General features: G+C 62.1%; 26 protein-coding genes, 1 tRNA gene and 1 pseudogene. 9 read left to right on the top strand and 19 right to left on the bottom strand.

Translation table 11 applies throughout. The annotated features are described in order from the left end of the window. Positions 1–10: 10 nt before the first annotated feature. The 3 genes from HZB49_RS00215 to HZB49_RS00205 are packed head-to-tail and all read right to left on the bottom strand — an operon-like array spanning position 11 to position 3558. The gene (locus HZB49_RS00215; RefSeq protein WP_291608419.1) at positions 11–1192 is read right to left on the bottom strand and encodes an acyl-CoA dehydrogenase family protein; all 1182 of its coding nucleotides are present in this window, start codon (positions 1190–1192) and stop codon (positions 11–13) included. Positions 1193–1206: 14 nt separating this feature from the next. After that, positions 1207–1944 (bottom strand): SDR family oxidoreductase, encoded by a 738-nt coding sequence (locus tag HZB49_RS00210; protein ID WP_291608418.1) that lies wholly within the window; start codon positions 1942–1944, stop codon positions 1207–1209. Positions 1945–1959: 15 nt separating this feature from the next. Then, positions 1960–3558, bottom strand: coding sequence for an AMP-binding protein (locus HZB49_RS00205; protein ID WP_291608417.1), 1599 nt, complete (start codon positions 3556–3558; stop codon positions 1960–1962). Positions 3559–3794: 236 nt separating this feature from the next. Between HZB49_RS00205 and HZB49_RS00200 the strand changes: the two genes are divergently transcribed. Continuing rightward, positions 3795–4538: an SDR family NAD(P)-dependent oxidoreductase gene (locus HZB49_RS00200; RefSeq protein WP_291608416.1), complete on the top strand. Its 744-nt coding sequence runs from the start codon at positions 3795–3797 to the stop codon at positions 4536–4538. A 1-nt stretch (position 4539) separates the two neighbouring features. Further along, the gene (locus HZB49_RS00195) at positions 4540–5217 is read left to right on the top strand and encodes a glutathione S-transferase family protein (RefSeq protein WP_291608415.1); all 678 of its coding nucleotides are present in this window, start codon (positions 4540–4542) and stop codon (positions 5215–5217) included. A 32-nt stretch (positions 5218–5249) separates the two neighbouring features. On the opposite strand, the gene HZB49_RS00190 is transcribed toward HZB49_RS00195, so the two are convergent. Beyond that, positions 5250–6449, bottom strand: coding sequence for a CoA transferase (locus HZB49_RS00190; RefSeq protein WP_291608635.1), 1200 nt, complete (start codon positions 6447–6449; stop codon positions 5250–5252). Between the two features lie 99 nt (positions 6450–6548). Then, positions 6549–7181, bottom strand: a complete 633-nt coding sequence (locus HZB49_RS00185; RefSeq protein WP_291608414.1) for a 2-hydroxychromene-2-carboxylate isomerase — start codon at positions 7179–7181, stop codon at positions 6549–6551. Positions 7182–7419: 238 nt separating this feature from the next. On the opposite strand from HZB49_RS00185, the gene HZB49_RS00180 reads away from it, so the two are divergent. Further along, on the top strand, positions 7420–7935 hold the full coding sequence (locus HZB49_RS00180; protein WP_291608413.1) for a helix-turn-helix domain-containing protein: 516 nt from the start codon (positions 7420–7422) through the stop codon (positions 7933–7935). A 137-nt stretch (positions 7936–8072) separates the two neighbouring features. On the opposite strand, the gene HZB49_RS00175 is transcribed toward HZB49_RS00180, so the two are convergent. Further along, entirely contained in the window at positions 8073–8465 is a 393-nt protein-coding gene (locus HZB49_RS00175) for a molybdopterin cofactor-binding domain-containing protein (protein ID WP_291608412.1), read from the bottom strand. Positions 8466–8545: 80 nt separating this feature from the next. Here HZB49_RS00175 and HZB49_RS00170 point away from each other — a divergent pair, with 80 nt between their 5' ends. Continuing rightward, complete coding sequence (locus HZB49_RS00170) at positions 8546–8773, top strand: TetR/AcrR family transcriptional regulator C-terminal domain-containing protein (RefSeq protein ID WP_291608411.1); 228 nt, start codon at positions 8546–8548, stop codon at positions 8771–8773. 303 nt (positions 8774–9076) lie between these two features. Then, a protein-coding gene (locus HZB49_RS00165) for an IS630 family transposase (RefSeq protein WP_291608410.1) occupies positions 9077–10016 on the top strand; the annotation gives its coding sequence in 2 pieces (ribosomal slippage) (positions 9077–9423 and positions 9422–10016; 942 coding nt in all). 79 nt (positions 10017–10095) lie between these two features. Here HZB49_RS00165 and HZB49_RS00160 read toward each other — a convergent pair. The 10 genes from HZB49_RS00160 to HZB49_RS00115 all read right to left on the bottom strand — a co-directional run bounded on the left by HZB49_RS00160 (position 10096) and on the right by HZB49_RS00115 (position 20192). Further along, entirely contained in the window at positions 10096–11115 is a 1020-nt protein-coding gene (locus HZB49_RS00160; protein ID WP_291608409.1) for a branched-chain amino acid ABC transporter permease, read from the bottom strand. Between the two features lies 1 nt (position 11116). After that, on the bottom strand, positions 11117–12004 hold the full coding sequence (locus HZB49_RS00155) for a branched-chain amino acid ABC transporter permease (protein WP_291608408.1): 888 nt from the start codon (positions 12002–12004) through the stop codon (positions 11117–11119). A 14-nt stretch (positions 12005–12018) separates the two neighbouring features. Continuing rightward, the gene (locus tag HZB49_RS00150; protein ID WP_291608407.1) at positions 12019–12765 is read right to left on the bottom strand and encodes an ABC transporter ATP-binding protein; all 747 of its coding nucleotides are present in this window, start codon (positions 12763–12765) and stop codon (positions 12019–12021) included. Further along, positions 12758–13513, bottom strand: a complete 756-nt coding sequence (locus HZB49_RS00145) for an ABC transporter ATP-binding protein (RefSeq protein WP_291608406.1) — start codon at positions 13511–13513, stop codon at positions 12758–12760. Before HZB49_RS00145 ends, HZB49_RS00150 begins: the two co-directional genes overlap by 8 nt. Before the next feature lie 114 nt (positions 13514–13627). Next, positions 13628–14605: an NADPH:quinone oxidoreductase family protein gene (locus tag HZB49_RS00140; RefSeq protein WP_291608405.1), complete on the bottom strand. Its 978-nt coding sequence runs from the start codon at positions 14603–14605 to the stop codon at positions 13628–13630. A 44-nt stretch (positions 14606–14649) separates the two neighbouring features. Next, the gene (locus tag HZB49_RS00135; RefSeq protein ID WP_291608404.1) at positions 14650–16167 is read right to left on the bottom strand and encodes an AMP-binding protein; all 1518 of its coding nucleotides are present in this window, start codon (positions 16165–16167) and stop codon (positions 14650–14652) included. Positions 16168–16221: 54 nt separating this feature from the next. Continuing rightward, on the bottom strand, positions 16222–17205 hold the full coding sequence (locus HZB49_RS00130) for a quinone oxidoreductase (protein WP_291608403.1): 984 nt from the start codon (positions 17203–17205) through the stop codon (positions 16222–16224). Then, positions 17205–18128, bottom strand: a complete 924-nt coding sequence (gene mmsB, locus HZB49_RS00125) for a 3-hydroxyisobutyrate dehydrogenase (RefSeq protein WP_291608402.1) — start codon at positions 18126–18128, stop codon at positions 17205–17207. The genes HZB49_RS00130 and mmsB overlap by 1 nt, the downstream gene beginning before the upstream one ends. A gap of 19 nt (positions 18129–18147) precedes the next feature. Next, entirely contained in the window at positions 18148–19365 is a 1218-nt protein-coding gene (locus tag HZB49_RS00120; RefSeq protein ID WP_291608401.1) for an ABC transporter substrate-binding protein, read from the bottom strand. A 53-nt stretch (positions 19366–19418) separates the two neighbouring features. Beyond that, positions 19419–20192 (bottom strand): enoyl-CoA hydratase/isomerase family protein, encoded by a 774-nt coding sequence (locus HZB49_RS00115; RefSeq protein ID WP_291608634.1) that lies wholly within the window; start codon positions 20190–20192, stop codon positions 19419–19421. Between the two features lie 135 nt (positions 20193–20327). Between HZB49_RS00115 and HZB49_RS00110 the strand changes: the two genes are divergently transcribed. The 4 genes and pseudogenes from HZB49_RS00110 to HZB49_RS00095 all read left to right on the top strand — a co-directional run bounded on the left by HZB49_RS00110 (position 20328) and on the right by HZB49_RS00095 (position 23856). Then, on the top strand, positions 20328–20990 hold the full coding sequence (locus HZB49_RS00110) for a GntR family transcriptional regulator (protein ID WP_291608400.1): 663 nt from the start codon (positions 20328–20330) through the stop codon (positions 20988–20990). A 64-nt stretch (positions 20991–21054) separates the two neighbouring features. Then, positions 21055–22533, top strand: coding sequence for an aldehyde dehydrogenase family protein (locus tag HZB49_RS00105; RefSeq protein ID WP_291608399.1), 1479 nt, complete (start codon positions 21055–21057; stop codon positions 22531–22533). Between the two features lie 217 nt (positions 22534–22750). After that, a pseudogene (locus tag HZB49_RS00100) lies at positions 22751–23512 on the top strand (IS5 family transposase); the annotation flags it as partial. Then, positions 23512–23856: a hypothetical protein gene (locus tag HZB49_RS00095; protein WP_291608397.1), complete on the top strand. Its 345-nt coding sequence runs from the start codon at positions 23512–23514 to the stop codon at positions 23854–23856. The pseudogene HZB49_RS00100 and the gene HZB49_RS00095, both read left to right, overlap by 1 nt. A 160-nt stretch (positions 23857–24016) precedes the next feature. Here HZB49_RS00095 and HZB49_RS00090 read toward each other — a convergent pair. From HZB49_RS00090 to HZB49_RS00080, 3 genes are all read right to left on the bottom strand, one after another. Continuing rightward, positions 24017–24093: transfer RNA gene (locus tag HZB49_RS00090), tRNA-OTHER, on the bottom strand. A 110-nt stretch (positions 24094–24203) separates the two neighbouring features. Beyond that, positions 24204–25661: an NAD-dependent succinate-semialdehyde dehydrogenase gene (locus HZB49_RS00085; RefSeq protein ID WP_291608396.1), complete on the bottom strand. Its 1458-nt coding sequence runs from the start codon at positions 25659–25661 to the stop codon at positions 24204–24206. Positions 25662–25673: 12 nt separating this feature from the next. Continuing rightward, positions 25674–26825: an iron-containing alcohol dehydrogenase gene (locus HZB49_RS00080; protein WP_291608395.1), complete on the bottom strand. Its 1152-nt coding sequence runs from the start codon at positions 26823–26825 to the stop codon at positions 25674–25676. Positions 26826–26838 lie beyond the last annotated feature (13 nt).

Here is a 26838-nt window from a genome sequence, read left to right as displayed (position 1 = left end):
TGCGATGTGGTCAGAGACCGAGAACCGCTTTCGCGATGATGTTGCGCTGGATTTCATTCGATCCCCCGTAAATGCTGAGTTTTCGGGAGTTCAGATATTTCTCCGTCGCCGTGTGGCCGTAGTCCGGCCCCGGCATGAAGCGGTTGGCGCTCACCGGGTGTTCGCGAATCGCCAGACCATAATTTCCGATCGCTTGATGCGTCAGATCCGTGATGCGCTGGAATATTTCTGTGCCCCTGATCTTGAACAGTGAGGCGGCCGGCCCCGGATCGATGCCGCGCGACATCTGTGCGACGATCCGCAGTTCGGTTGCCTCCAACGCGAGCACATCCAGCTCGACGCGCGCGATTTCCTTGATGAATTCCCCGAAGGTCGGATCGTCTTCGCCGATCTCGGTTCTCACGATGTGCTTGAGACGCTCCAGATAACGCGTCGATCGGCCGATCCCGGCCATGCTGGTACGCTCGTTGCCCAGCAGGAATTTTGCGTAGGTCCACCCTTTGTTTTCCTCGCCGATCAAATTTTCCACAGGGACGCGCACGTCCTCAAGGAACACGTCATTCACCTCATGCGACCCGTCGATGGTGATGATCGGCCGCACGGTGACGCCGGGCGATTTCATGTCGATCAGCAGGAAGGAGATGCCGGCCTGAGGCTTTGCCGAAGGATCGGTCCGCACCAGGCAGAATATCCAGTCGGCATGCTGGGCCAGTGTCGTCCAGGTCTTGTGTCCGTTGACAATATAGTGATCGCCGTCGCGGACGGCCTTGGTGCGGACCGACGCGAGGTCGGAGCCGGATCCCGGCTCCGAATAACCCTGGCACCACCAATCCTCACCGGAGAGGATTCGCGGCAGAAATTTCTGTTTCTGCGCGTCGTTGCCGAACGTGTAGATGACCGGGCCGACCATGGTCACGCTGAACGCGAGTGGCGGCAGCGTCCCGGCACGTGACGTTTCCTGCTCGAAGATAAAGCGCTGGGTGATCGACCAGCCCGGCCCGCCATGCTCCTTGGGCCAGAGCGGGGCGATCCATCCCTTCTGGTGGAGGATACGGTGCCAGAGCAGCATCTGCTCTTTGGAAAGGTCGGTTTCCGGATTGGGAACGCGCATTTCCGCGGGATAGTTCTCCGCGATGAAAGCGCGCACCTCGTCACGAAACGCAGCCTCCTCACTGGAAAGATTGAGTTCCATTTTGAGAGGCTCCGCTACCACTTCTCGCCGAATGGGCGAATCTCCAGCTCAAAAGTCCATGCGCTTTTGGGCTGCTGATAAAGCAGCCAGTAAGACTCCGCGACCGACGATGGCGGCATTAGCAGATCAGGATCATCCAGTGCGTTCGGGCCAAGCGCCTCGATTCGCCGCTGCCGCACCCATTCGGTGTCGACCCCGGAGTCGATAATGAGATGCGCTACGTGGATGTTCTTTGGACCCAACTCACGTGCGGTCGCCTGTGCAACGGCCCGCAGGCCGAACTTCGCGCTGGCGAAAGCCGCATATCCCGTCCCGCCACGGAGGCTCGCTGTAGCGCCGGTGAAGAAGATATTGCCTTTGCCGCGGGGCAGCATCAGGCGAGCGGACTCGCGGCCGGCGAGAAAGCCGGAGTAGCAAGCCATCTCCCAGACCTTGCGGAAAACACGCTCGGTGGTGTCCAGAATTGGAAAGTTGACGTTGGCGCCGATGTTGAAGATGCAAACCTCGAGCGGCGCGTGCTTGTCCGCATCACCGAGGAAAGAAATGATTTCCTCTTCTTTGCGTGCGTCGAGCGAGCGCGCGTGAATTTCGCCGCCGGCCTTCTCGATCTCCTTGACCAGCGGTTCGAGCTTGGCGCCGTTGCGGCGCCCGGCGAACACCGTAAAACCCTCCGAGGCGAACTTCTTTGCAATTTCACTGCCGATAAAGTCGCCAGCACCGATCACGGCCACGGTCGCGTTTCTCTTCTGCAAGGGTGTTCTCCCAGGTTAGATCTGTTGTCTGCGAAGTTCGGCGATCTGCCCCGGAGGGGTTTCGCCACGCAAGGACTCCGCGAGCTTGTGCTTGAGTATCTTGCCGGTTGAAGTGGCCGGCAAGGCATCGAGGAGGACGATTTCGGACGGGCGCTTGTATGAGGTGAGCTGAAATCGGATGAAACCCATCAGTTCCTCCGCCGTCACGCGTGACCCCGGCAGCAGTTGCACAAAGGCGACAATCTCCTCATTGCCGTCTGCGGCACGGCCGACCACGGCGGACTGCACGACGTCCTTGTGTGAACTGAGGACCGCTTCGACCTCGGCCGGATAGACGTTGAAACCCGAACGGATGATCATTTCCTTGGTGCGGCCGACAATGTACAGGCAGTCGCCGTCGAAGCGCGCCAGATCGCCGGTGTTGAACCAGCCCTCGCTGTCGATTGCCTTGGCGGTCAGCTCGGGGGCACGATAGTAGCCGAGCATCACGTTGCGTCCGCGTACATGCAGCTCTCCGACTTCACCTCTTGCCGTCGGAATTCCGTCGAGCGTTCGGACCCGCGCCTCTACTCCCGGCAGCACAGTGCCAACCGCCTGGTCGGCGCGCGGCGCATCGAAACGGACGCCCGATATCCCCGGCGAACATTCGGTGATCCCGTAGCCGTTAAGCAGCGGAAGGCCGAACTCCTTTTCCACACGCAACTTCAGATTCAAATCGAGGGGTGCGCCGGCGACGGCGATCAAGCGTAACGAGCCTCGGGCGAGTTGTTCCACACCCGCCACGCTCTTGTACTCCAGCAGCCGTTGATAGGTGGCGGGCACGCCATTGAGGATGGTAACGCCCTCCTCCGCAATCGCCCTGGCGGTCGCCGCAGGATCGTATTTGCTGACCATCCGCACCGTGCCGCCGGTCATCAATGTCATGATCAGGAGCGAGATGCCGACGATATGGGAGATCGGCAAGACGAGATAGATCTTGTCGTCTTCATTCATTTTGCGCATATGCGCCGTGGTCTTTGCGCTGATCAGCAGGTTGTCATGCGAGAGCATCACGCCTTTCGGGGTTCCCGTCGTACCCGAGGTGTAGATCAGCACCGCGACTTGTTTCAGGGGATCGGCCTCCACCGGCTCGACGATTGCGCTTTCGTTGAGCGGACCAACACCTATCTCCGGCAACGGGCCTACTTGCCGGTCCTGGGCGGCACAGCGCGAGGCGTGAGCTGCGGCCTCCTTCGAAATACCTGACGTGAAAAACATCCGGCGGGCGCCGCTATGGTCGCGGATCTGATCCAGTTCGCGCGCGGACAATCGCGGGTTGGCGACGATCGCCCAGGCATCGAGCCGGCTCGTCGCCAGCAGCAACGCGGCGAGCGTAATACAGTTTTCGCTGACAAGGATCATCCGGTCGCCCGCCCTGATTCCCAGCGACGACAGGACGGTGGCGATCTCGCTGACACGCCGGTCCAGATCGCGGTAGCTCCAGGATGCCCCGTCTTCGATCAGCGCGATCCGGTCGGGGGCTTTGGCAACCTGTCTTGCCGTTACTTCATGGATGCGACGCGGCAAGCCGACAGCAATCTCGTCGAGATTGATCGCCTCTGAAAGCTCCGCCACGACCGACCTCCCCGTCAACCATTGCCCGCCCGCGCCATGCGCGGGTGCGTTGCCGAACCTAACGTTCTTTTTTAGAACTCGTCAATGTCTAATTCGTCGGCCCGGCTTCGCGAGGCCCGAAGGGGCAACCAAGCTGCCCTAATGGGGTCGGGATATCGTTGAACGCCGTCGTTTACAATGCGCCATCCGCCCGTTACGATAACAGTACCAAATAGGAACTTGATGGGAGGAATGGAATGACCGCGAACCGCGGCGTAGCGATACTTGTGGGCGCAGGCGACGCCATTGGAGCGGCGGTCGCGCGGCGTTTTGCCGAGGGCGGCTATACGGTTTGCATTTGCAGGCGTGATGCGTCCAAATCGCAGGGACTTGTGGCCGAGCTGAGGGATGCTGGACATAAGATTCACGCCTTCAGCGTCGATGCCCGTCAGGAAGCAGAGGTCCAAGGCATATTCGCGCGGATCGAAAAAGAGCTCGGACCGATCGAGGTCTGCCTCTACAACGCGGGATCGAACGTCAACAAGCCACTGCTGGAGACAACCGAGAAGCTGTTCTTCAAGGCTTGGGAACTGGCCTGCTATGGCGGCTTCCTGGTCGGACGTGAGGCTGCACGCGTCATGCTTCCGCGCGGACACGGCACCATCTTCTTTACGGGTGCGACGGCCAGCGTGCGCGGCGGCCAGGGGTTTGCGGCATTTTCATCAGCCAAGTTCGGACTTCGGGCAGTAGCCCAGGCGATGGCGCGCGAGCTGGGACCGAAAAACATTCACGTCGTGCATCTCCTGATCGACGCCGGCATCGACAGCGAGGCGATCCACCAGCGCATGAAAGCGGCGAAGGGGATCGAGGCAAGCGAAATTCCCGCGGATAGCCTGACCAAGACGTCTTCCATTGCCGACGCCTATTGGTTCACCCACCAGCAAAGCAGGGACGGCTGGACCCACGAGCTCGATCTCCGTCCATCCGTGGAGAAGTGGTAACATGACCGCGACACCAAACCTGACCCTGTGGGGTGTTGGGACAAGCCGCACCATCCGTCCGCATTGGGCCATGCACGAACTGGGCTTGGCCTACACGACAAAGCCGATCGGGCCGCGAACGGGCGAGACCAAGACCGCGGAATACACCAAGCTCAATCCGCGCCAGAAGATTCCATTGCTTCAGGACGGCGACTTCTCCATCGGCGAGAGCGCCGCGATCGTTGCCTATCTGTCGCGAATGTATTCCACGACGGAGCGCTCGCTGATTCCTGAAACCACCCGTGAGTATGCCGCGTGGCTGGAATGGTGTTTCTTTATCGTCGCGGAACTGGATTCAACCAGCCTTTACGTGATGCGCCGCCATCGGGCCGATGCACTCGGTCCGATCTACGGCATTGCGCCCGAAGTCGTTGCCCAGGCCGGCGAGTATTTCCGTCAGCAGTTGCGCCATGTCGAAGTAGCACTCGCGGACGACCGGCAATTCCTGATGGGCGACCGGTTTACCAGCGCCGACATCCTGCTCACCACCTGCCTTGAGTGGGCTATCGCCTACGGCGTCGGCATTTGCGACAACGCGCAGCCTTATCTCGAACGCATCAGGAAACGGGATGCCTTTCAGCGAGCCGTCGCGGCGAATGTCCCGATGGCACCAATCACGCCGGTGCCGGCCAAGGTTTAGAAATCGACAACCACTCGCGCAGGGGTACGAGGTCAGACCGCCACGCGTACGCTACGCTCGGCGACCATCTTATCGATGGCGCCGTCGTCATAACCTAGTTCGCGCAACACGCCGCGCGAGTGCTCACCGACCCGGGGAGCAGGCCCGCCGATCGCGGCCTCATTGATCTCAAAGCGGGCCGCCGGCTTCGGCTGCCGCACCCGCCCGACCTTCGGCTGGTCGAACTCCGCGATGATGCCGCGCGCGACCACCTGTTCGTTGTGGATGATTTCGCCTCGCCGCAGGATCGGTGCGCAAGGAACATCAGCGGCGTCCAGGCGCTCCAGCCATTCGCCCGTCGTGTGCTGGCTGATGTACTCCGCCATCTTGTTGATGCGGGCCGTAGCGTTGACTGAGCGTGCCCCCGGCGTCGAAAACCGGGGATCCCTGGCAAGCTCGGGATCGCCGGAGGCCCGGCAAAAGCCCTGCCATTCGGAATCCGAGATGGTGCCGGCGGTGATGTAGCCGTCGCTGGTCTTGAACACGAGATCCGGCCGGTCGTTGGGATCTGCTGCGGTGGTCTCGGCTCCTACCACCGTGTACTGCATCATGCCTTCCGGCCACAGGTACGAAATCATCGCATCCAGCATCGCAACCTGGATATGATCGCCCTGCCCGGTCTTCTCGCGAGCATAAAGCGCCGCCGCTACCGCCTGTGCGGTGAACACCGCCGTGGTCTTGTCGCATACGATGGTTCGGATCATCTGCGGGCGGTTGGTTACCGGCTGCGACTGGATATCGGCAAAGCCCGACAGCGCTTGAATGATCGGATCATAAACGCGCTTCTTCACATACGGGCCGGTCTCGCCGACGCCGCTGATCGAGACATAGATCAGGCGTGGGTGAAGCTGGCGCAATTCGTCCACGCCGAGACCGAGGCGCTCCACGGTGCCGGGACGGAAATTCTGCACCAGGACGTCGGCCTGCGCGACCAGCTTGGCGAGGACCTCTCGGCCGGCCGCGCTCTTGACGTCGATCGACAGTGAACGCTTGCCGCGGTTCGAAGAGATAAAAAGCGCGGAGAACTCGCCATCCTTGTCAATGGTGGCGCGGCTGCGCCGCGTAATATCGCCGCCAATCGGCTCGATCTTCAGGACGTCAGCGCCCTGATCCGCCAGAAACATGGTCGCGTAGGGACCGGATACCACGCCTGTCAAATCCAGGACTCGAACACCGCTAAGTGGGCCAGGCATGGGCATTCTCCCTTAGTTTACTTCGTTGCTGGGCTGACTGAGTTTTCCTCATGCGAGCCCGAAACGTCGGCCCGGCTCTGCAGGCCTCAATTCCCAACCTTAAGCCGTTTTCGAAACCAGCTGGCTGGTCTGTTCGACGATCGACTCCTCGACGTCACGGAGCTGGTCCTTGCCGAAGAACATTTCCTTTCCAACGAAGAAAGTCGGTGAGCCGAATGCTCCGCGGTTAACCGCGTCGGTAGTTCGATCGATCAACCCCTTCTTGACGTCATCCTGCTGCGCACGTGCAATCAACCGGTCGATATCGATGCCTGAGGAGATGAATGCGTTCCGGAAAGTTTCGAGGTCATCCATCTTCTTGGGCTCTTCCCACATGTGATGGTAGGCCGCGCGGAAATAGGGTTCAAACATGCCTTCGAACTGAGCCGCGACGGCGCCGCGCATCAGCATCAGCGTGTTGACCGGAAAGAACGGATTCGGACGGAATTTCGTGATGTTATGGCGGCGGATGAAGCGCTGAGTCTCGAGCGCCTGGTATTCCGGCTTGTTCTTGATCCCGCGAAGCGAGTCAAAGGGGGACATGTTGCCGGTCCCCTTGAAGATGCCGCCGAGCAGCACCGGGACATATTCGAATTTCACGCCGGTGCGCCGTTCGATTCCCGGAAGGACCAGCTCCGCCAGATAAGCGTTCGGGCTGCCGAAATCGAACAGGAACTCAACTTTCAGGGGCATGTCAGCTCCTCCCGCAGAGTGCAGTGATGGTCAGGTTGGTGATCTTCTAGCCGAACCCTGGCTACTATTCGTTCATACAGTTCTAAAATTGAACTGTCAAATCTGTCCTGGATTCTGCTAGTTCGGCTGACCGCGGGGGTATTGTTTCGACTTTAGTACCTATCTAGAATGGTATACGCGGCTTGCGGTTCCCTGAATGATTCGAGCGGAACAGGCGCCGGTCAACCGGAGAGCACGAATGAAATGGGATGAACTTGAGGAAGAGCCATGTTCGATGGCTCGAACCATCGGTGTGATCGGCGACCGTTGGACTCTTCTGATCCTCCGCGAATGCTTCCTGCGCACGCGCCGCTTCGAGGGTTTTCAGTCAGCGCTTGGAATCACCCGCCATTTGCTCGCAGAGCGGCTGAAAAAACTGGTTCGACAGGGCGTCCTGCGCCGCATTCCATATCAGGAGTCGCCCAAACGCCACGAGTATATCCTGACGCAGAAGGGACTCGATCTCTATCCGATCATGATGGCGCTCGTCCATTGGGGCGACACCCACATGGTCGACGAACGCGGACGCCCCCTGCTGCATGAGCATCGCAAGTGCGGCAAGATGTTTGATCCAGTGATGGTGTGCTCGGAATGCGGGGAGCCGCTTTCGGCCAAGGAAGTTCATGTCCATCCTGGACCGGGCGCGAGCCCGGCTTTGGAGAAAGCTTCTCTGGAGAAGAAGGCCAAGCTGAAGAGCCGCAAGGCAGCGGCGTGACGTAAATCTCCGTGGGGGCCAACAGTGACTTCCCAGAGGCCGAGATGCTTCTGGATGTTGCCTTCACCTGAGAGTCTGCCAATTCCATAGCGTTCCCCCCGTCTCACCGATCCGCCACGTCTACGCACTCGCAAGCGTCAGCGGCAGGAGCGCAACCGCCTGCCCGTGGCGGCGAAAATCGCATCTGCTACGGCGGGGGCGATTGCCGGCGTACCGATCTCGCCCACCCCTCCGATGGCGGCGCCGGAATTGACGATCTCGATGCTGATTGCGGGGGCGGTGTCGAGCATCAGGACCGGATAGCTGTCGAAATTGGTCGGAACTACCGCGCCCTGGTCGAAATCGACCCTGCCGTAGAGCGCGGCGCTAAGGCCGAAATTGATCGCGCCGCGCACCTGCGCCGTCACGTTGGGCGGGTCGATGGCGAAGCCGCAGTCGACGACCGCGTGCACCTTCCGGACGCGGATAGTGTCGCCGGAAACCTCGACATCGGCGACCTGCCCGACGAAGGAATGAAAGCACTCGGTCAAGGCGAAGCCACGCCCGGCCTTCCCGCCTCCAGTAGCGGCCGCAAGCCGTGAGACCTGGTCGTGGTGTCGCATCCGGGCAGATGGAGCGCCTACGCAGTCCGTCGGTGGACTACCTTCGCGAACAGATCGATCGCGGCGTGCTCCCAATCCCCGATCTCGATCTCGATGCGGCCGTGCACCATTACGGGTTGCTGGTCTATGGCCAGGCCAGGGAGCGCGCCCTCCTTGGCGAGACGCAGTCCCCCGAGGAAATCGCTGCCATCGTGCGACGAGGCGTTCGGCTTTTTGTTGCAGGCTATTCCAGATAGATGTGGCTCGCACGCGTAGCCGCTCGCCGGATCAAACCTAGAAGCCAACATTATCGGTTCCCTTGAGCAGCAAGCCTTTCGCGCGCCTCGGCCGGCCTCACAATCTCCAAATGTCGCTCCAGAACCGAAATATTAGGCAATCTCAAAAGCGCCGGCAAAGATGTGACCACCGCTGTGTATCACCTTTTTCGGGTCAGTGTACCAACCGGCCTAAAGCGGGATGGGGTTAGGTTGAATCGATTTGGGATTCCCAAATCAGTCTGTTTCTGATTCACCATGCTGGCTGGAAGGAGGCCAGCATGGATGGGCAAGCCTTATTCCTTGGATATTCGCAAGCGCGTCGTGGCCGCGATCAAGGGCGGGATGTCCCGCAATCAGGCCGCCAAGCAGTTTGGGGTGGCGATCAGCACGGCCATTGGCTGGATGCAGCGGGTCGAGGAGACCGGCAGCGTTGAGCCTGGCCAGATGGGCGGTCATAAGCCGAAGGCGGTTTCAGGAGACCACGCGGTCTGGCTGTCGCAGCGGATCAGAGAGGGCGATTTCACTATACGCGGGCTCGTTGTCGAGCTTGCTGGCCACGGCCTGAAGGTCGACTACCACTCGGTGTGGGACTTCGTGCATGCCGAGAAACTCAGCTTCAAAAAAAAGCGTGGCGGCTGGCGAGCGCGATCGGCCCGACATAGCTCGGCGGCGAGTCCAGTGGGCAAAGTATCAAGGTCGCGTCGAAGCTGAACGGCTGGTCTTCATCGATGAGACCTGGACAAGAACCGATATGGCGCCCTTGCGGGGATGGGCGCCACGGGGGCGCAGACTTCCCGACAAGGTTCCCCATGGGCGCTGGAAGACCATGACCTTCCTGGCGGCCCTGCGCCATGACCGGATCGATGCACCATGGTTCATTGAGGGACCGATCGATGGCGTGAGCTTTCGGACCTATATCGAGAAGGTTCTCCTGCCCGTCCTTCGGCCCGGCGATATCGTCGTCTTGGACAACCTCGGCAGCCACAAGAGCAAAGCAGTTCGTCAGCTCATCCGCTCCGTCGGCGCCAAGCTCTTCTTCCTGCCAAAATACTCACCCGACCTGAACCCGATCGAACAGGTCTTTGCCAAACTCAAGCACCTGCTTCGAAAAGCTGCCGCCCGGACCGTCGATGCGGTCTGCGCCGCAATCGCCCAGGCTCTTGATGCCTTCACCCCCGACGAATGCGCCAACTATCTCAAAAATTCAGGCTATCGAACCTAATGCCATCACGCTTTAGTTTTGCATGGGCAAAATGTTCGCCACCACCCAAGGGCCCGAGAAATGAGTTAACGAGGGGCTTCTATAATGAGTGACCAACTCTGTTGGCGACCTCACCGACGATCCCGCGACGAAAGGCCAGCACGCAACCGACGAAGATCACGCCCTGTATCACCGTCACCCATTGGCCGAACCCGGCGAGATATTGCTGCATGGCGATGATGATGAACGCGCCGACGATCGGGCCGAAGATGGTGCCGAGCCCGCCGACCAGCGTCATCAGCACGATCTCACCCGACATCGTCCAATGCACGTCGGTGAGCGAGGCGTTCTGCGCCACGAAGACCTTCAGCGAGCCGGCAAGGCCCGCCAGTGTTCCGGACGCGATATAGGCGAGCAGCTTGTACTGGTCGGTCTTGTAGCCCAGCGAGATCGCGCGCGGCTCGTTCTCGCGGATCGATTTCAGCACTTCGCCGAAGGGCGAGTTGATGGTGCGGAAGATCAGGAGGAAGCCGGCGAGGAAGACGGCAAGCACGACGTAATACAGGATGGTCGGCTTGGAGAGGTCGATGAAGCCGAACAGCATGCCCTGCGGAATGCCCTGGATGCCGTCTTCGCCGTGGGTGAACGGCGCCTGCAGGTAGATGAAGTAAAGCAGTTGCGACAGCGCCAGCGTGATCATCGAAAAGTAGATGCCCTGGCGGCGGATCGAAACGTAGCCGGTGACCAGGGCGAGCAAGGCGGAGACCAGCACGCCGCCGATAATGCCGAGTTCCGGCGACAGGGGCGGCAGCGGGATGACCACCCAATGTCCTGCCCAGTAGGGAAACGAGATCTGCCCGACCTTGAGCAGATGCGCCGTGACATAGCCCGCCGTCCCCAGGAACATCGCGTGGCCGAACGACAGCAGGCCGCCGAAGCCGATCAGCAGGTTGAACGCGCAGGCTAGCAGCGCGAAGCACAGCGCCTGCATCACGAAGAACGGGTAGATGCCGGTCGCCGGCACGATGGCGAGCAGCGCCGCCATCACCACGAAGACAATCATCTCGTCGCGCACGGCTCGCGGCGATGCCGGCAGGGTGTCGTCGGTGAGTGCGCTCATGTCAGGCTGCCCGTCCAGTCAGTCCCGTCGGCTTTACCAGCAGCACCAGCACCATCAGCACGAACACGACGGTGTTGGAGGCCTCGGGATAGAAGTATTTGGTCAGGCCCTCGATCACCCCGAGCGCAAAGCCAGTGATGATGGAGCCCATGATGGAACCCATGCCGCCGATCACAACCACGGCGAAAACAACGATGATGAGGTCGGCGCCCATCAGCGGGCGGACCTGGTTGATCGGCGCCGACAGCACGCCGGCCAGCGCGGCAAGGCCGACGCCGAGGCCGTAAGTCAGGGTGATCATTCGCGGTACGTTGATGCCGAAGGCGCGCACCAGCGTCGGGTTTTCGGTGGCGGCGCGCAAGTAGGCGCCAAGCCGCGTCTTCTCGATCAGAAACCAGGTGGCAAGGCACACCACCAGCGAGAAGATCACCACCCAGCCGCGGTAAATCGGCAGGAACATGAAGCCGAGATTGATGCCGCCCTGCAGCCCGCGCCAGTCGCCGATCTGCGGATAGTCGGGGATGGCATAGGGCAGACCGGAAGAGCCGAAATAGTTCTGGAACAAGCCCTGCACGATCAGCGCGATGCCGAAGGTGAGCAGCAGGCCATAGAGATGGTCCAGGCCGGCCAGCCATTGCAGCATGGTCCGCTCCAGGATCATGCCGAAAACGCCGACTGCGATCGGCGCGATGATCAGCGCCCACCAGTAGCCGATGCCCGCAAGGTTGAGCAGGAAATAGGCGCAGAACGCACCCATCATGTAGAGCGCGCCATGCGCGAAATTGATGATGTTGAGCATGCCGAAGATGACGGCGAGGCCGAGGCTGAGCAGCGCGTAGAACGAGCCGTTGATCAGTCCCACCAGAAGCTGCGCGTAAAGGGCTTGCATCTCTCTGTCGTCCTTCAAACGCCGAGATAGGTGTGGAGCTTGTCCATGTTGGCTTCGAGCTCCGAATTGGCAAAGCCGTCGATTACCTTGCCGTGCTCGACCACGTAGTAGCGGTCCGCCACGGTGGAGGCGAAGCGGAAGTTTTGCTCGACCAGGAGGATGGTGAAGCCCTCCTTCTTCAGCCGCGCAATGGTGTGGCCGATCTGCTGGATGATGACGGGGGCGAGCCCTTCGGTCGGCTCGTCCAGCATCAGGAAGCGCGCGCCGGTGCGCAGGATTCGCGCGATCGCCAGCATTTGCTGCTCGCCGCCCGAGAGCTTGGTGCCCTGGCTGTTGAGCCGGTCCTTCAGGTTCGGGAACAATTCGAAGATCTGGTCGAGCGAAAGACCGCCGCTGGAGACGATCGGCGGCAACAGCAGGTTTTCGCGCACGTCGAGGCTTGCAAAGATGCCGCGCTCTTCCGGGCAGAAGGCGACGCCAAGCCGGGCGATGCTGTCGGATGACGCCCGCGAGATTTCCTTGCCGTTGAACTGCACCGACCCCGAGCGCTTGCCGATGATGCCCATCACCGACTTCAGCGTGGTGGTCTTGCCGGCGCCGTTGCGCCCGAGCAGCGTGACCACCTCACCTTCCTTCACATGAAAATTGATGCCGTGCAGGATGTGCGATTCGCCGTACCAGGCCTGCAAATCCTTGACCGATAGTACCTGCGCGCCGCCAGCGCCGGCGGCTGGCCTGGTTGCCGTCTTCGTCTCAGGCATGACCGGCTCCCAAATAGGCTTCCTTGACGCGCTCGTCCTTGGTGAGATCGGCATAATTGCCTTCGGCGAGCACCTGTCCGCGCGTCAGCACGGTGATAATGTCGGAGAGGTTGGCGACCACGCTGAGGTTATGCTCGACCATCAGGATGGTGTACTTCGCCGAGATGCGCTTGATCAGCGCTGCGATCTTGTCGATGTCCTCGTGGCCCATGCCGGCCATCGGCTCATCCAGCAGCATCATCTCCGGATCAAGCGCGAGCGTGGTGGCGATCTCCAGCGCGCGCTTGCGGCCATAGGGCATCTCCACCGCCGGCGTGTTGGCATATTCGCTGAGGCCGACGTCGTTGAGCAGCTCGAGCGCCTTCGGATTGAATCGGTCGAGCACCGACTTGGAGCGCCAGAAGTCGAAGGAATGGCCGTGCTGGCGCTGCAGCGCCACCCGCACGTTTTCGAGCGCAGTCAGATGCGGAAACACCGCCGAAATCTGGAACGAACGCACCAGGCCGAGCCGGGCGACATCGGCCGGTTTCATCGCGGTGATGTCGTGTCCCTTGTAGAGGATCTGCCCCGCGGTCGGCTGCAGGAATTTGGTCAGGAGATTGAAGCACGTGGTCTTCCCGGCCCCGTTCGGACCGATCAACGCGTGGATGCTTCCGCGGCGGACCTTGAGGGCAACGTCGCGGACGGCAAAGAAGCCCGCGAACTCCTTGGTCAGCCCCTGAGCTTCGAGGATGATATCAACTGCCAAACTAACATCTCCATTCTAGCCGTTCGGAACAAGAATTCTCGCGACGGCAGATGCCCGAAAAGGGCGAGTTTCCGCTGATCAAAGAGCTTCCTTCAGCTCTCGCTGCGAAGCGCATCACTTCATTTCAACTACGATCTTCCCCAGCGCTTGCCGCGCGCTGATAGCTTCAAAGGCGTCCTGAAACTCTTCGAACGGGAACGCCATCGTTGGAGGCGGCTCGAGCGTTCCGGCGTCGAGCCAGGCGACGATTTCCTTCGTTAGCCGACCGTAGGTTTCCGGCTCGCGCTTGCTGATCTGCGCGCTATCCACGCCGACCAGGGACGCTCCCTTCAGCAGAGCGATGTTCATGGGCAGAGCCGGTATCGTTCCTGCGGCGAAGCCCACGACCAGATGGCGTCCGCGCCAGCCCAAGGTACGGAAGGCGATCGGCGAGCTATCGCCGCCGACGGTGTCGAAGACGACGTCTATCGGCGCTCCATCCGTCATCGCACTCAGCGTCTTGCGCCAATCGTCCTTCGTGTAGTCGATGGCCTGGTGGGCACCCTGCGCGAGGCCGAATTTTCGCTTCTCCGTGGATGCGGCCGCGGCGATGACATGCGCGCCACGCATCCGCCCGAACTTCATCGCGGCCGTACCCGTGCCGCCCGCCGCGCCCAGGACCAGCAAGCGCTGTCCCGCGCTCAGGTCCGCCAGTTCGATGAGCCCGTACGCGGCGGTAAGATAGTTCACGGGGATGGCGGCCGCTTGAACGAAGGACAGGCGGTCGGGGATCCGCCACAGTCCGTCTGCCGGCACGCACATCTCGTCGGAGAACGCGCCGCGCGCGCAAGGACCGAAGACGCGTTCGCCGACCTGGGGCCAGGTCACGCCGTCGCCGACTTCCTCGACGAGACCGGCGAACTCGGTCCCAGGTACGAACGGCAGCGGGTCCTTGGTTTGGTAGCGCCCGGCGATCTTGAGCGCTTCCACGAATCCGATGCCGGCGGCCTTGATGCGGACGCGGACGTTGCCGGGCCCGACCTTCGGACTAGGCACGTCGCGAATGCGCAGAGCCGCTACGGATACGTAGTTCTCAACGAGCAGAGCCCTCATGGTTTCACCACCTTATCGTGCCGCGGTTCGTGGATCGCCGACGGCTAGGTGCCGCTCGACGCGGCGAGCAGCGACGCCCGCAGTTCATTCTTCAGTACCTTGCCCATGGTGTTGCGGGGCAGATCGTCGACCACGATCACCTGTTTGGGAACCTTGTAGTTCGCAAGGCTGCTCTTGACCCGTTGAATGACGTCGGCGGCGGCGGGCGGCCGGTTCGCGTCAGCCGGGATGACGAAGGCGACGACGCACTCGCCGAAGTCGGCGTGCGGTCCGCCTACGACGGCGGTCTCTCGAACGGACGGCATCTCGTCGATCACCGCTTCGACTTCCGCGGGGTACACGTTGTAGCCGCCGCTTATGATCAGATCCTTCGCCCGCCCGGTGATCGTGACGTAACCTTCTTCGTCGATCCGGCCGAGATCGCCGGTCCGGAAGTATCCATCAGCCGTGAATTCCGCGCGCGTCTGATCGGGCTTGTTCCAATACTCGGAGAAGAAGCCGGGTCCGCGCGCCTGTATCACCCCGATGCTCCCGGTCGGCAGCGCTTCGTCCGACTGTCCGGCGATACGCAATTCGGCTCCGGGGATGGGCAGTCCGACCGACCCGGGGCGCCGCTCGCCGTCGAGCGGATTGGAGCAGATGATCATCGCTTCGGTCGAACCGTACCGTTCGAGAATGCGGTGTCCGGTACGCGCTTCGAACTCCCGGTGGACATCCGCCGACAGCGGCGCCGAACCGGAGACGAATAGGCGCATGGACCGGCACACGTCCTTCGAGAGCGCGGGATCCGCGAGCAGCCGGTGATAGTACGTCGGCACGCCCATGAAGACCGTCGACCGCGACAGTGCTCTCAGCGCGTTCGCTGCGTCGAATTTCGATCTCAACAGAAGCCGGGCGCCGCTCGCCAGCGCGACGTTGAACGCGATGAACAGCCCGTGACTGTGGAAGATCGGCAGCGTGTGCAGCAGGACGTCATCGGACGAGAAGCCCCAGATGTCGCTCAGCGTGCGCGCCGAGTAGCTCAGCGCCCGGTGACTGAGCACGGCACCTTTGGGCCGACCCGTCGTCCCCGACGTGTACAGAAGCGCAGCGGCATCCTCTTCGCGCATGCCGGCGGTCGAGAAGGACTCGCTCGCAGCCGCGGCCGCTTCCGCGAATGTGCCCTCTCCCTTCGGTCCGAGCGAGAACGGGCGTGTCGCCGCCGGCAAGATGTCCGCGACCTCGCCCGATTCCCCATCGTTGAAGAAGGCTTTCGGCTGTGCGTCCTGCAGCAGGTAGGCCAACTCGGCCGGCTTGTAGGCCGTGTTCATTGGGAGATAGCAGAGGCCGGCCCGGAGGCACGCCAGGTACAGCGCGAAAACATGAGCCGACTTGTCGAGTTGGACCGCCACGCGGTCGCCGGCGACGCAACCGAGCTCGCGCAACGCGTTGGCGTATCGCCCGGACTGGCCATGCAGCCATTGGCGGGACACGGTCCGCCCATCCTCGAGTTCGAAGACGACAGCCGATGGGTCGCGGCCTACGCTCGCCTCGAACGTCGAATAGAAGTTGCCGTTGGACATCTTGCAAATTCCATTGAGGCGGTCCCGACGGGCGTGCGGTCGAAACGCAGGGGCTTATGGGATCAGGACGATCGAGCCGATCGTCTTGCGACCTTCGAGCGCACGGTGCACGTCGGCGGCCTTGTCGAGCGGTGCGGTGAGACCCACCTCGGCGGTGATCGCGCCTCTCTTCAGTCCCGCGAAGACACCTTCCGCCAACCTGACGATCGCCTCGCGGTTCGCGACGAAGGTCGCCAGCGTCGGTTTCGAAAGGAAGATGGACCCTTTCTGCGCCAGCTTGCTGATGTCGAGCGGGGGCACCGGACCACTCGCCTGGCCGACGCTGACCAGCATGCCCAGCGGGCGGATCGAGCTGAGCGACTTGTCGAAGGTGTCTGCGCCGATGGAGTCGTAGACGACGTCGACGCCGCGCCCCCCGGTGATCTTCCGCGCCTCGGCTTCGAAATCCTGGTCCTTCATGACGATGACATGAGCACAACCCGCGTCCTTGGCGACCATCGCCTTGTCCGCGGAGCCGACCGTACCGATCACCGTCGCGCCGAGGTGCCGCCCCCATTGCGAAAGCAGTCGACCTACGCCGCCCGCCGCGGTATGGACCAGCATGTTGTCGCCCTTCTTCACCTTCCAGATGTCGTGAAGGAGGTAGAACACCGTCGAGCCCTTCAACATCACGGCGGCCGCCGCCTGGTCGGTCACGCCCTCGGGAATCCTGACGAGCCGCCAGGCGGGGGCGACGCGCCGGTTGGCGTAGGCGCCGGGCAGCATCCAATAGGCCACCCGGTCTCCCACCTTCACGTTGTCGGCGCCGGCGCCGACCGCCTCGACCACTCCTGCGGCTTCCACGCCCAGCGTCGTCGGACGCGGCAGCGCGTACTGACCGCTGGTGGCGGTCCGATGGTAGACGTCGATCAGATTGACGCCGACAGCCGTGTGGCGGACGAGGGCTTCGCCCTCGCCCGGCTCTTTCAGGTCGACCTCGTCGATTTTCAGGACCTCGGGTCCGCCGGCCTCATGAACGCGGATCGCTCTCGTCTTCATCACTGCACCTTCGCCTGGGAAGGTTCGGCCGGCAGCCGTCCCGAGATCAGCTTGTAGACGATGCTGAAATCGCTGTGGCCGTGCCCGGTTGCGACCAGCATCTGGTAGAAGGCGACTGCAGCGCCGGCGAGCGCCGTAGGCGCTGATGCTTGCGCCGCGGCGTGCTGCGAGAGCCTCATGTCCTTGAGCATCATCTCCGCGGAGAAACCCGGCGCGTAGCCGTTGTTGGCCGGCGAAGTCGGCACCGGTCCGGGGACCGGGCAGTAGTTCTGGAGCGTCCAGCAGTTGCCCGAACTCTTCGTGACGACATCGTAGACGGTCTGATGATCGAGGCCGAGACGCTCCGCCATGGTCAGCATCTCCGAGATAGCGACCATGCTTAGCCCGGTCATCATGTTGTTGCAGATCTTCATCGCCTGCCCGCAGCCGGCGGGGCCGATGTGAATGAAGGTCTGACCCATGGCCTTGAGGGGCGGCACGGCTTTGTTGTAGGCGCTCTCCGTGCCGCCGATCATGAAGATCAGCCTTCCCGCGATTGCGGCAGGCTGCGCCCCCGAGACTGGCGCGTCGACCATCTCGAAACCGGCGGCGGCCGCTGCCGCGTTCACCACCTTGGCGCTCTCGATGTCGATGGTCGAGCAGTCGATCAGAATGGCGCCGGGTCGCACGTGCTTCAGCACGCCGTCACGGCCTTCGTAGACCTCTCGAACGTGCTTGCCGGTCGGCACCATCGAGATCACGTAGTCGGCCTCCCGCACGGCCTCCTCGATGGTGCCGCAGGGCGTGCCGCCGATCTGCTTGAGCCTGCTCAGCGCGTCTGGGGAGACGTCGTAACCGAAGACGGAGAAGCCGTTTCGCTCGAGATGGGTGCACATGGGATGACCCATGTTGCCGAGTCCGATGAAGGCGACGTTGTTCGACATCGTTCCGTTTCCTGCCTTGTCACTTCTTCACCAGGGGACACTTGCTTTCCGAGAGGGGGCTCGCAGCCTCGTCTCCGGGGATGGTGCCGAGGATCTTGTAGTAGTCCCACGGCCCCTTGGATTCGGACGGCGCCTTCACCTGGATGAGGTACATGTCGTGCACCATCTTGCCGTCCACGCGGACCTTGCCGTTCTTGGCGAAGACGTCGTTGACGGGAAGCTCCCGGAGCTTGGCGGCGACGGCGTCGGCGTCGTCGGTGCCGGCGGACTTCATGGCCTTCAGATACTGAAGCACGGACGAGTAGACGCCGGCCTGGATCATGCCGGGCATGCGGCCGGCCAGCTTCATATAGCGGTTGCCGAAGGCGCGGGTTTCGTCGTCGCGGTCCCAATAGAAGGCGTCGGTCGCTACGATTCCCTGCGCGGCCTTAAGTCCCAGCGCATGGACGTCGCTGATGACGAGCGCCATGCTGGCGAGGCGCTGACCGCCCTGCACGATGCCGAACTCGGCGGCCTGCTTGATCGAGTTGGTCGTGTCGGCCCCGCCGTTGGCGAGAGCGATGATCTGCGCCTTCGAACTCTGCGCCTGCAACAGGAAGGAAGAGAAATCCGACGTCGACAGCGGCGCTCGGACTTCGCCGGCGATCGTGCCGCCGTTCGCCGTGACGACGCTCCTCAGGTCTTCGGACATCTGCTTGCCGAACGCGTAGTCGGCGGCGAGGATGAACCAGCTCTTTCCACCCTCCTTGAGGACGTTACGCGCAGTACCGACGACCGAGGAGTAGGTGTCCCAGGTCCAATGGAAGCCCGTCGGCGAACAATCCTCCTGCGTGAGGCGTTGCGTGCCGGGGCCGGAAGCTATTGTGATCCGACGCTTCTCCTTCGCGAGACCTTGCACGGCGATGGCCGCCCCGGAGTTCGTCATGTCCACGATGGCGAGCACACCATCGCTATCGAACCACTTCCGCGCGATCTGCACAGCGTTGTCGACCTTGTTTCCGTGGTCGGCGGAGATGACCTCGATGTCCCGACCCAAGGCCTTTCCGCCGAAATCTTCGACTGCCATCTTCGCGGCGGTGACGGATCCTACTCCTCCGAACTCCGCGTAGAGGCCGGACTGGTCGTTGAGCACGCCGATCCGGACCGGACCGCCTTGCGCCAATGCGGATCCGACCGATCCTGCGGCGACGACCGCCGCGAGAGCGACCTTGGTCTTCCAACTGTCTGAACGTTTCATCTTGGCTTCCTCCTGTTATTCGGCTCTTTTGGCCGGCTACCGACTATTGACGCCTAAGCGTCGGCGAACTTCGCAGGTCTCCGTTCGGACCAGGCATTGAGCCCCTCCTTCGCGTCCGACGAAGCAAGGCTTTCGAAGAAGCTGGCGTCGATGGCAGACGCATCGTCCAAACCGCGCGCGATCGCATTGAGGGAGGCCTTCAGTCCGCGCAGGGACTTGGGGGAGCGCTGGGCAAGCGCATCGGCGATCGCCGATAGCCTGGCTTCCAGCTCCTCGGACGGCGAGACCTCGCTGAGAAATCCGATGCGGAGCATGGTCGCCGTATCGACTTGCTCGCCGGTAAGGAACAAGCGCTTGGCTTCCGTCAGCCCTAGCCGCTCGACGTATCTGCGAAGTCCGCTGTGGTAGTATTGGATACCGAGCCGCGCCGGCGACATCTGCAACCGGCAGCCCTGGACGCCGATGCGGAAGTCGCACGCCAGCGCGATGTCGGTGGCCCCGCCGTAGACGTTTCCGTTGATCCCGCAAACGGTGGGTATCGGCATCGTTTCGATCCGGTCGCAGAGCGCCGCGAACGCCGCCGTGCATTCCCGCGCCCGGGGGCCGGACAAGGTCTCGAGATCGAAGCCCGAACTGAAGCTCTGCCCGCGGGCCGTGACGATGAGCACCCGCGCCTGAGTGCGCAGCGCCAAATTTCCCAGCATCGCCGACATGGTTTCGATGTCGGCCGGCTCGAATCGATTGTGCCGATCCGGCCTGTTCAAGCGGATTCGCGCTACATTGCGCTCGATTTCGAGCGACGGGCCGCCTTCCGATCCCTGATACATGCGTTCCATAGATGCTTTATTTCTAATAAAAAAAATATTTGTCAATAGAAAAAAAATATGTGATGGTTCGGACGCCCGGTTTGCGATTCCCGCGGGGGTAGCCTTTAAGAAGGTGATGGTTGGATGGATGTCGCCTTGCTGAATCGAAAGCAGTACCGAACCGAAGAAATCGCGAGGTGGATCCGCGACGAGATCGAGGCTGGCACGTTTCCTCCAGGCACCCGGCTGGAAGAGCGTCCGCTGTCCGAGCGCTTCGGCGTCTCGAAGACGCCGGTGCGGGAGGCTCTCATTCAGCTCGCTTCGATCGGGATCGTCGATCTCCGTCAGCGCAAGGGAGCGACCGTCACGATCCTCAGCGTCGAGCAGGTCATCTCGATGTTCGAAGTCATGACCGAATTGGAGACGATGGCGGCAAAGCTCTCGGCGACGCGCATGTCCGCTTCCGATCGCGACGAACTGGCGAAGATTCACCGCCGCAGCGAGGCCTGCATCCCCGCCGAGGATTTCGCGACGTACGACGCGATCAACAAGGAATTCCACGAACTGATCTACCGCGGCTCCTGCAACGACTACCTGGAGACGAGCGTCAGGGACGTGCGTAGCCGCCTCCGCGTCTACCGTCGGTATCCGTTCACGAAGGCCGGGCGGATTCGTCAGTCATTCGCCGATCACGAACAGATCGTGCAGGCCATCTCGAAGGGCGACGGCGAGACCGCCGCAGCCGCCATGCGAGACCACATCAGCATCGGCGGGCGGGTGTTCGCCGATCTGGTGGTCGAGATGCGACGGCAGCACTGAGACGAAGCCGGATTATCCGTCAGCCCACGAAACACAAATCGAAGACCTGTTACGGGAGGAAGAGATGAACACCATCGTCGGCCAACAGAAAGTGCAGCAGCAGTCGATGCTGATCGGCGGAGAATGGGTGCCGGCGAAGTCGGGCGAGACCATCGCCGTGGAGAATCCGGGACGCCGGGAGATCATCGCGACCGTACCGCGCGGTGCGGCGGCGGACGTGGATCTCGCCGTCGAGAAGGCCCTCGCCGCGTTCGGGTCCTGGCGTCGCGTCGCGCCGCGCGAGCGGGGCCGCCTGCTGCAGACGATCGCAGAGAAGATCGAAGCCGAGCACGAAAATCTCTCGAGAAAGATCGCGGAAGAAACAGGCAACGCGCTGCGGACTCAAGCGCGCCCCGAGGTGAAGATCGCCGCCGACATCTTCCGCTATTTCGGCGGACTGGCCTCCGAGCTCAAGGGCGAGACTCTGCCGCTGAACTACGATCTCCTGAGCTTCACGCAGCGCGAGCCGCTAGGCGTCGTCGCGGCCGTCATTCCCTGGAACGCACCATTCCTGCTCGCCGCCGTGAAGATCGCACCCGCGCTGTGCGCCGGAAACACGATGGTGATGAAGACAGCGGAAGACGCTCCTCTCGCCGTGCTGGCGCTCGCCAAGATCTGCGCGGAAGTGCTGCCCCCCGGAACGCTGAACATGCTGAGCGGCACCGGTGCGGAGTGCGGGGCTCCGCTCCTGAACCATCCGAAAGTCGCTAAACTCTCCTTCACCGGCTCGACGGCGGTCGGCAAGCTGGTCATGGAGGCGGCGGCCAAGCGCGTGTTGCCCGTATCGTTGGAGCTCGGCGGCAAGAGCCCGTCGATCGTCTATCCGGACGCCACCGACGACTGGGTCGTGGAAGGCATCGTTGCCGCCATGCGTTTCACGCGCCAGAGCCAGTCCTGCACGGCCGGATCCCGCCTGTTCCTGCACCGCAATATCTACGACAACGTTCTCGGACGACTTGTCGAGGCGGCTTCCAAGCTGCGCGTCGGGGATCCGCTGGCTGAGGAGTCGGACGTCGGCGCCATCATCAACGAGCGTCAGTACAACAAGGTCTGCGGCTACATCGATGACGGCATGAAAACGAGCGGCTCGAAGCTGCTATGCGGGGGTCATCCGCGAGACGACAAGTCGCTCGGCAATGGCTACTACCTGCGGCCGACCATCTTCGCCCAGGGCTCGAACGACTGGCGACTGGCCCGCGAGGAAATCTTCGGGCCGGTTCTTGTCGCGATCCCCTGGGACGACGAGGATGACGTCATCCGGATGGCCAATGACTCCCACTACGGTCTCGCCGCATACGTCTGGACGCACGACGTCGGCAAGGCGCTGCGCGCCGCGCGCGACATCGAAGCCGGATGGGTGCAGGTCAATCAGGGCGGCGGTCAGTTGCCCGGCCATTCCTACGGCGGCTACAAGCAGAGCGGTCTGGGTCGCGAGTTCTCGTTGGCCGCAATGCTCGATAGCTTCACTCAAACGAAGAACGTTACCATAAATCTTATCCGCTAGACGGCAAGCTCAGTCAGCCCTGACGTCCCTCACAAGTCGATCTTGCGCGCCGCCTCGCGGATCTAGCCGTGCATCTTCCAGCCCTAACAGATGGGGGCGGTCTTGGATTCGAGGAAGGCCTATTGATGCCGTTCGTGGCGGTGGAGAGCCAATGCTGGACCTCCTCGATCATCCGGCAAACATGGCTGCCACCATTTCGCTCAGACAGGAAAGACCAAACCGCGACCGGCTGCTGGAAGGCGACATCGCGGCCAAGTTTCTGGCGGCGGTGCTGGCGCAGCCCAAGGTGAAGAGGCTTCTGTCGAGCGACCACTTCTCGGTCGACGGTACGCTGATCGAGGCCTGGGCTTCGATGAAGAGCGTCAAGCCGAAGGACGGCTCCGGCGAGCCGCCGGCGCCAGGCGGCGGGCGCAATGCCGAAGCGGACTTCCATGGCGAGAGGCGCTCGAACGACACCCATGCTTCGACGACCGATCCGGACGCCAGGCTGTACCGCAAGGGCAAAGGCAAGGAAACGAAGCTGTGCTTCATCGGGCACGGACTAATGGAGAACCGCCACGGCCTGCTGGTCGACGCCTGCCTGACGCAGGCCGACGGGCATGCCGAACGGGTGGCCGCGCTGCACATGATCGAGCCTCGCGCCGACCGACCGACAGCGATCACGCTTGGCGCCGACAAAGCCTACGATGCAGAAGACTTCGTCAACGAACTTCGCTCGATGAATGTAACGCCGCATGTGGCGCAGAACACAAGCGGCCGTAGTTCTGCGATTGACGGACGAACGACCCGGCACGGCGGCTATGCCGTCAGCCAGCGCATCCGTAAGCGCATCGAGGAGGCATTCGGCTGGATCAAGACGGTCGCCGGGCAAGAGAAGACCAGCTTCCGTGGCCGTGATCGCGTCGGATGGGCTTTTACCTTCGCTGCCGCCGCCTACAATCTGGTGCGGCTGCCCAAGCTGATTGCGGAGACCGGCTGATGGCCAAGGTGCCCGGCTTCGCCAAGGCCTTTGTCGGCCGCTGGCGCATCGTCGAGATGGACAACTGGGACGGCGACTTCCTCGATCTTGTCGAAGAGGCGCATCTCATCTTCCAGGGCAAGTTCGATGGCGAAATCGCCTTTGGGGCTCTCAAGGGCTTCCTCGACGTGCGCTACGGCACCCGTGACGGATCGGCCTGCGCGGAGTTCTCATGGGAAGGGCACGATGAGAACGATCCGTCCTGCGGTCGCGGATGGGCTATGATCGCCTCTGCGGGTAGGCTCGTCGGCCACTTCTACATCCACAATGGCGACGATTCAGCCTTCGTTTGCGTACGCGGCTGAGTTCTTCAACAGCCTGCTAGGGCGACGAGGAAATTTTTCGCGAATGCGCCAGCCTCAGCGAGGCGTCGCGCCGAGGCTGCTTCCGCAAGCGTTCGCCGCTGTTCACCAGCGTCTTAATCCAACGAACGCGGCTGATGGTCACCTAAGTGCCTGAGTTTGCTGGCGCTCCTAGGGGAATCGAACCCCTGTTTCAGCCTTGAGAGCTGACGCGCGTCTGCGGCGGCGACTCCGCCACGCGCTTCTAGGCCTGCAGCTTGATCCCCTTGATGACTTGCGTCGGCCCGGCAGCCAGTTGCCGTGCCCGGGCCATCGACGGCGCAGTTGAAATTTCAAAAGTGCTGGTTTGTTCAAAGCCCGCCGATTGAGAGATACTTCACGTCGAGGTAGTCATCGAGCCCATATTTCGAACCCTCACGCCCCACACCCGACTCCTTCGTGCCTCCGAAGGGCGCGACCTCCGTGGTGATGATGCCGGTATTGATCCCCACCATGCCGAACTTGAGCTCTGCCGAGACCCGGAAGATGCGGGCGAGATCGCGGGTGAAGAAGTAGGAGGCGAGGCCGTATTCGGTGGCATTCGCCATTTCAACCGCCTCCTCCTCGGTCTCGAAGGGGAAGAGCACCGAGACGGGGCCGAAGACTTCCTCGCGCGCAATGCGCATCTTCTGCGTCCCGCGGGTGATCAGCGTAGGCTCATAAAAGTTGCCACCAAGCGCATGCAGCTTCCCACCTACTAGCACCTTGCCGCCCCTAGCCGTCGCATCGTGCACCAACGCCTCCACCTTGGTGATGGCAGCCTCGTTGATAAGTGGTCCCTGCATGGTGCCCGCCGCGAAACCTGGGCCGACCGTCAGCGCTTTGACCTTTTCGGCGAGCTTGGCAGCAAATGCATCATAGACCCCGTTCTGCACATAGAAGCGATTGGTGCAGATGCAGGTCTGGCCTGAGTTGCGGTACTTTGCGGCCATGGCTCCCTCGACCGAAGCATCGAGGTCCGCATCGTCAAAGACAATAAACGGGGCGTTGCCACCAAGTTCCATCGAGTAGCGCTTCATCGAACGCGCTGAGGCCTCGGCCAACAGCTTGCCGACACGGGTCGAGCCGGTAAAGGTCACTTTGCGTACCAGCGCCGAGTCGGTCATTGTCGCGCCTATAGCTGACGCATCCCCCGTGACAATATTGACCACACCCGCGGGAATTCCAGCCTTTTCGGCCAGTACACCCCAAGCAAGGCCGCTATACGGTGTGAGTTCACTCGGTTTGGCAACAATCGTGCAGCCTGCGGCCAGAGCCGCACCCAGCTTGCGTGCAAGCATGGAGAAAGGAAAATTCCAGGGCGTAATAGCCGCCACCACGCCAACGGGCTCCCGGGTGACGAGGATTCGTCGCGCCGGGAATGGTGAAGGGATGACATCGCCATAGACGCGCTTGGCTTCTTCGGCGAACCATTGGATATAGGCCGCCCCCCCGAGCACCTCGCCTTTGGCTTCCGCAAGCGGCTTACCCTGCTCCAGTGTTAGCAATTCCGCCAATGCTTCGGCTTGGGTGCGGATCAGATCGGCCAAGGCGAAAAGCTTTGCGGCACGCTCGCTCGCCAGCAATGCCGACCAGCCGGGAAAAGCCCTGTGCGCGGCAGCAATCGCGGCGTCTGTTTCCGCCTTTCCAGCCAATGGAACAGTTCCGATTTCCTCGCCACTGGCGGGATTCTTGACGCTGATGGTGCCCGCTCCCGCCGCACCGACCCATCGGCCGTCAATGAGATTGGCTTGGCGTCGGAAGGTCATGGCACGGGTGAGATCAAGCATGTTCAGCTCTGCTCAAAAAGCGTTGGCGTAGATCGACTGCGCATGCTGCAACGTCAATTCGCGCGGGTTGTTCACCAGAAGCCTCGTCTGCTTCATCGATTCGTTGGCAAGCAGCGGCAAGGCAGACTCAGGGATGCCAACGTCGCGTAGCCGCTGCGGGATCTTTAGTGCTACTGAGAGTGCGACGAGCTTCTCGATGAAAGCTTCGGCGCGCCGGGATTCCGGCACGGTGGCGAGATCCGGGAACGCATCGGTGGCGATTTCGGAATAGCGCGAAGAGGCATCAGGCAGGTTGAAGCGCAGCACATGAGGTAACACCAAGGCGTTCGAAAGCCCGTGCGGTACATGGTAGTGGCCGCCGATCGGGTAAGCCAACGCATGCACCGCAGCCACCGGAGAATTGGCGAAGGCTTGCCCGGCGAGCAAAGAACCAAGCAACATGTTGGCGCGCGCCTCGCGGTTAGTGCCGTTGAAGCAGGCCTCGGATATATTGGCGCCCAGTAATTTGAGCGCCTGCTTGGCCAATCCGCGCGAGATGGGGTTGTTGTTGGCTGATTTGGAAGCATAGGCTTCGATTGCATGCACCATGGCATCGATGCCGGTGGCGGCAGTAACGGCGGCGGGTAGGCCCAGCGTGAGGTCTGCGTCGAGCAGTGCGAGGTCCGGCAGCAACAGCGGGGACACGATGCCTTTTTTCTCGGCCTCGCCGGTCGTGATGATGGCAATCGGTGTTACCTCCGAGCCGGTGCCAGCGGTGGTCGGCACCAGCACCAACGGCAGGCGCGGCCCCTTTGCCATGCCCACGCCGTAAGCCCCGGCGAGCGATTCACCCGAACCTTGCAGCAGCGCAATCACCTTCGCGACATCCATGGGTGAGCCGCCGCCTATCGCCAAGATGCCGGTCGCGCCGTGGGCTTTGGCGGCCTCGACGCCCGCAAAGATATTGGCTTCGGGCGGATCGGCCTCAACCTTGTCGAAAATGGCTACCGCGATGCCCGCCGCCTTGAGTGAGTCGAGTGCCGTATCGAGCACGCCGAGCCGCACGAGCCCGATATCCGTCACGAGCAGTGCGCGGGGACCGAGGATGGATTTTCCGATGTCGCCGAGTTGCGCGACAGCACCGGGGCCCGAGACAATGGACCTGGTGGTATTGAAGATGAACATCCGCGTTCTCCAT

The sequence above is a fragment of the Bradyrhizobium sp. genome (genome assembly GCF_016219575.1).
Lineage (GTDB): Bacteria > Pseudomonadota > Alphaproteobacteria > Rhizobiales > Xanthobacteraceae > Bradyrhizobium.
Note: the sequence above shows the minus strand (reverse complement) of the source record. Positions and strands in the feature narration are given on the sequence as shown.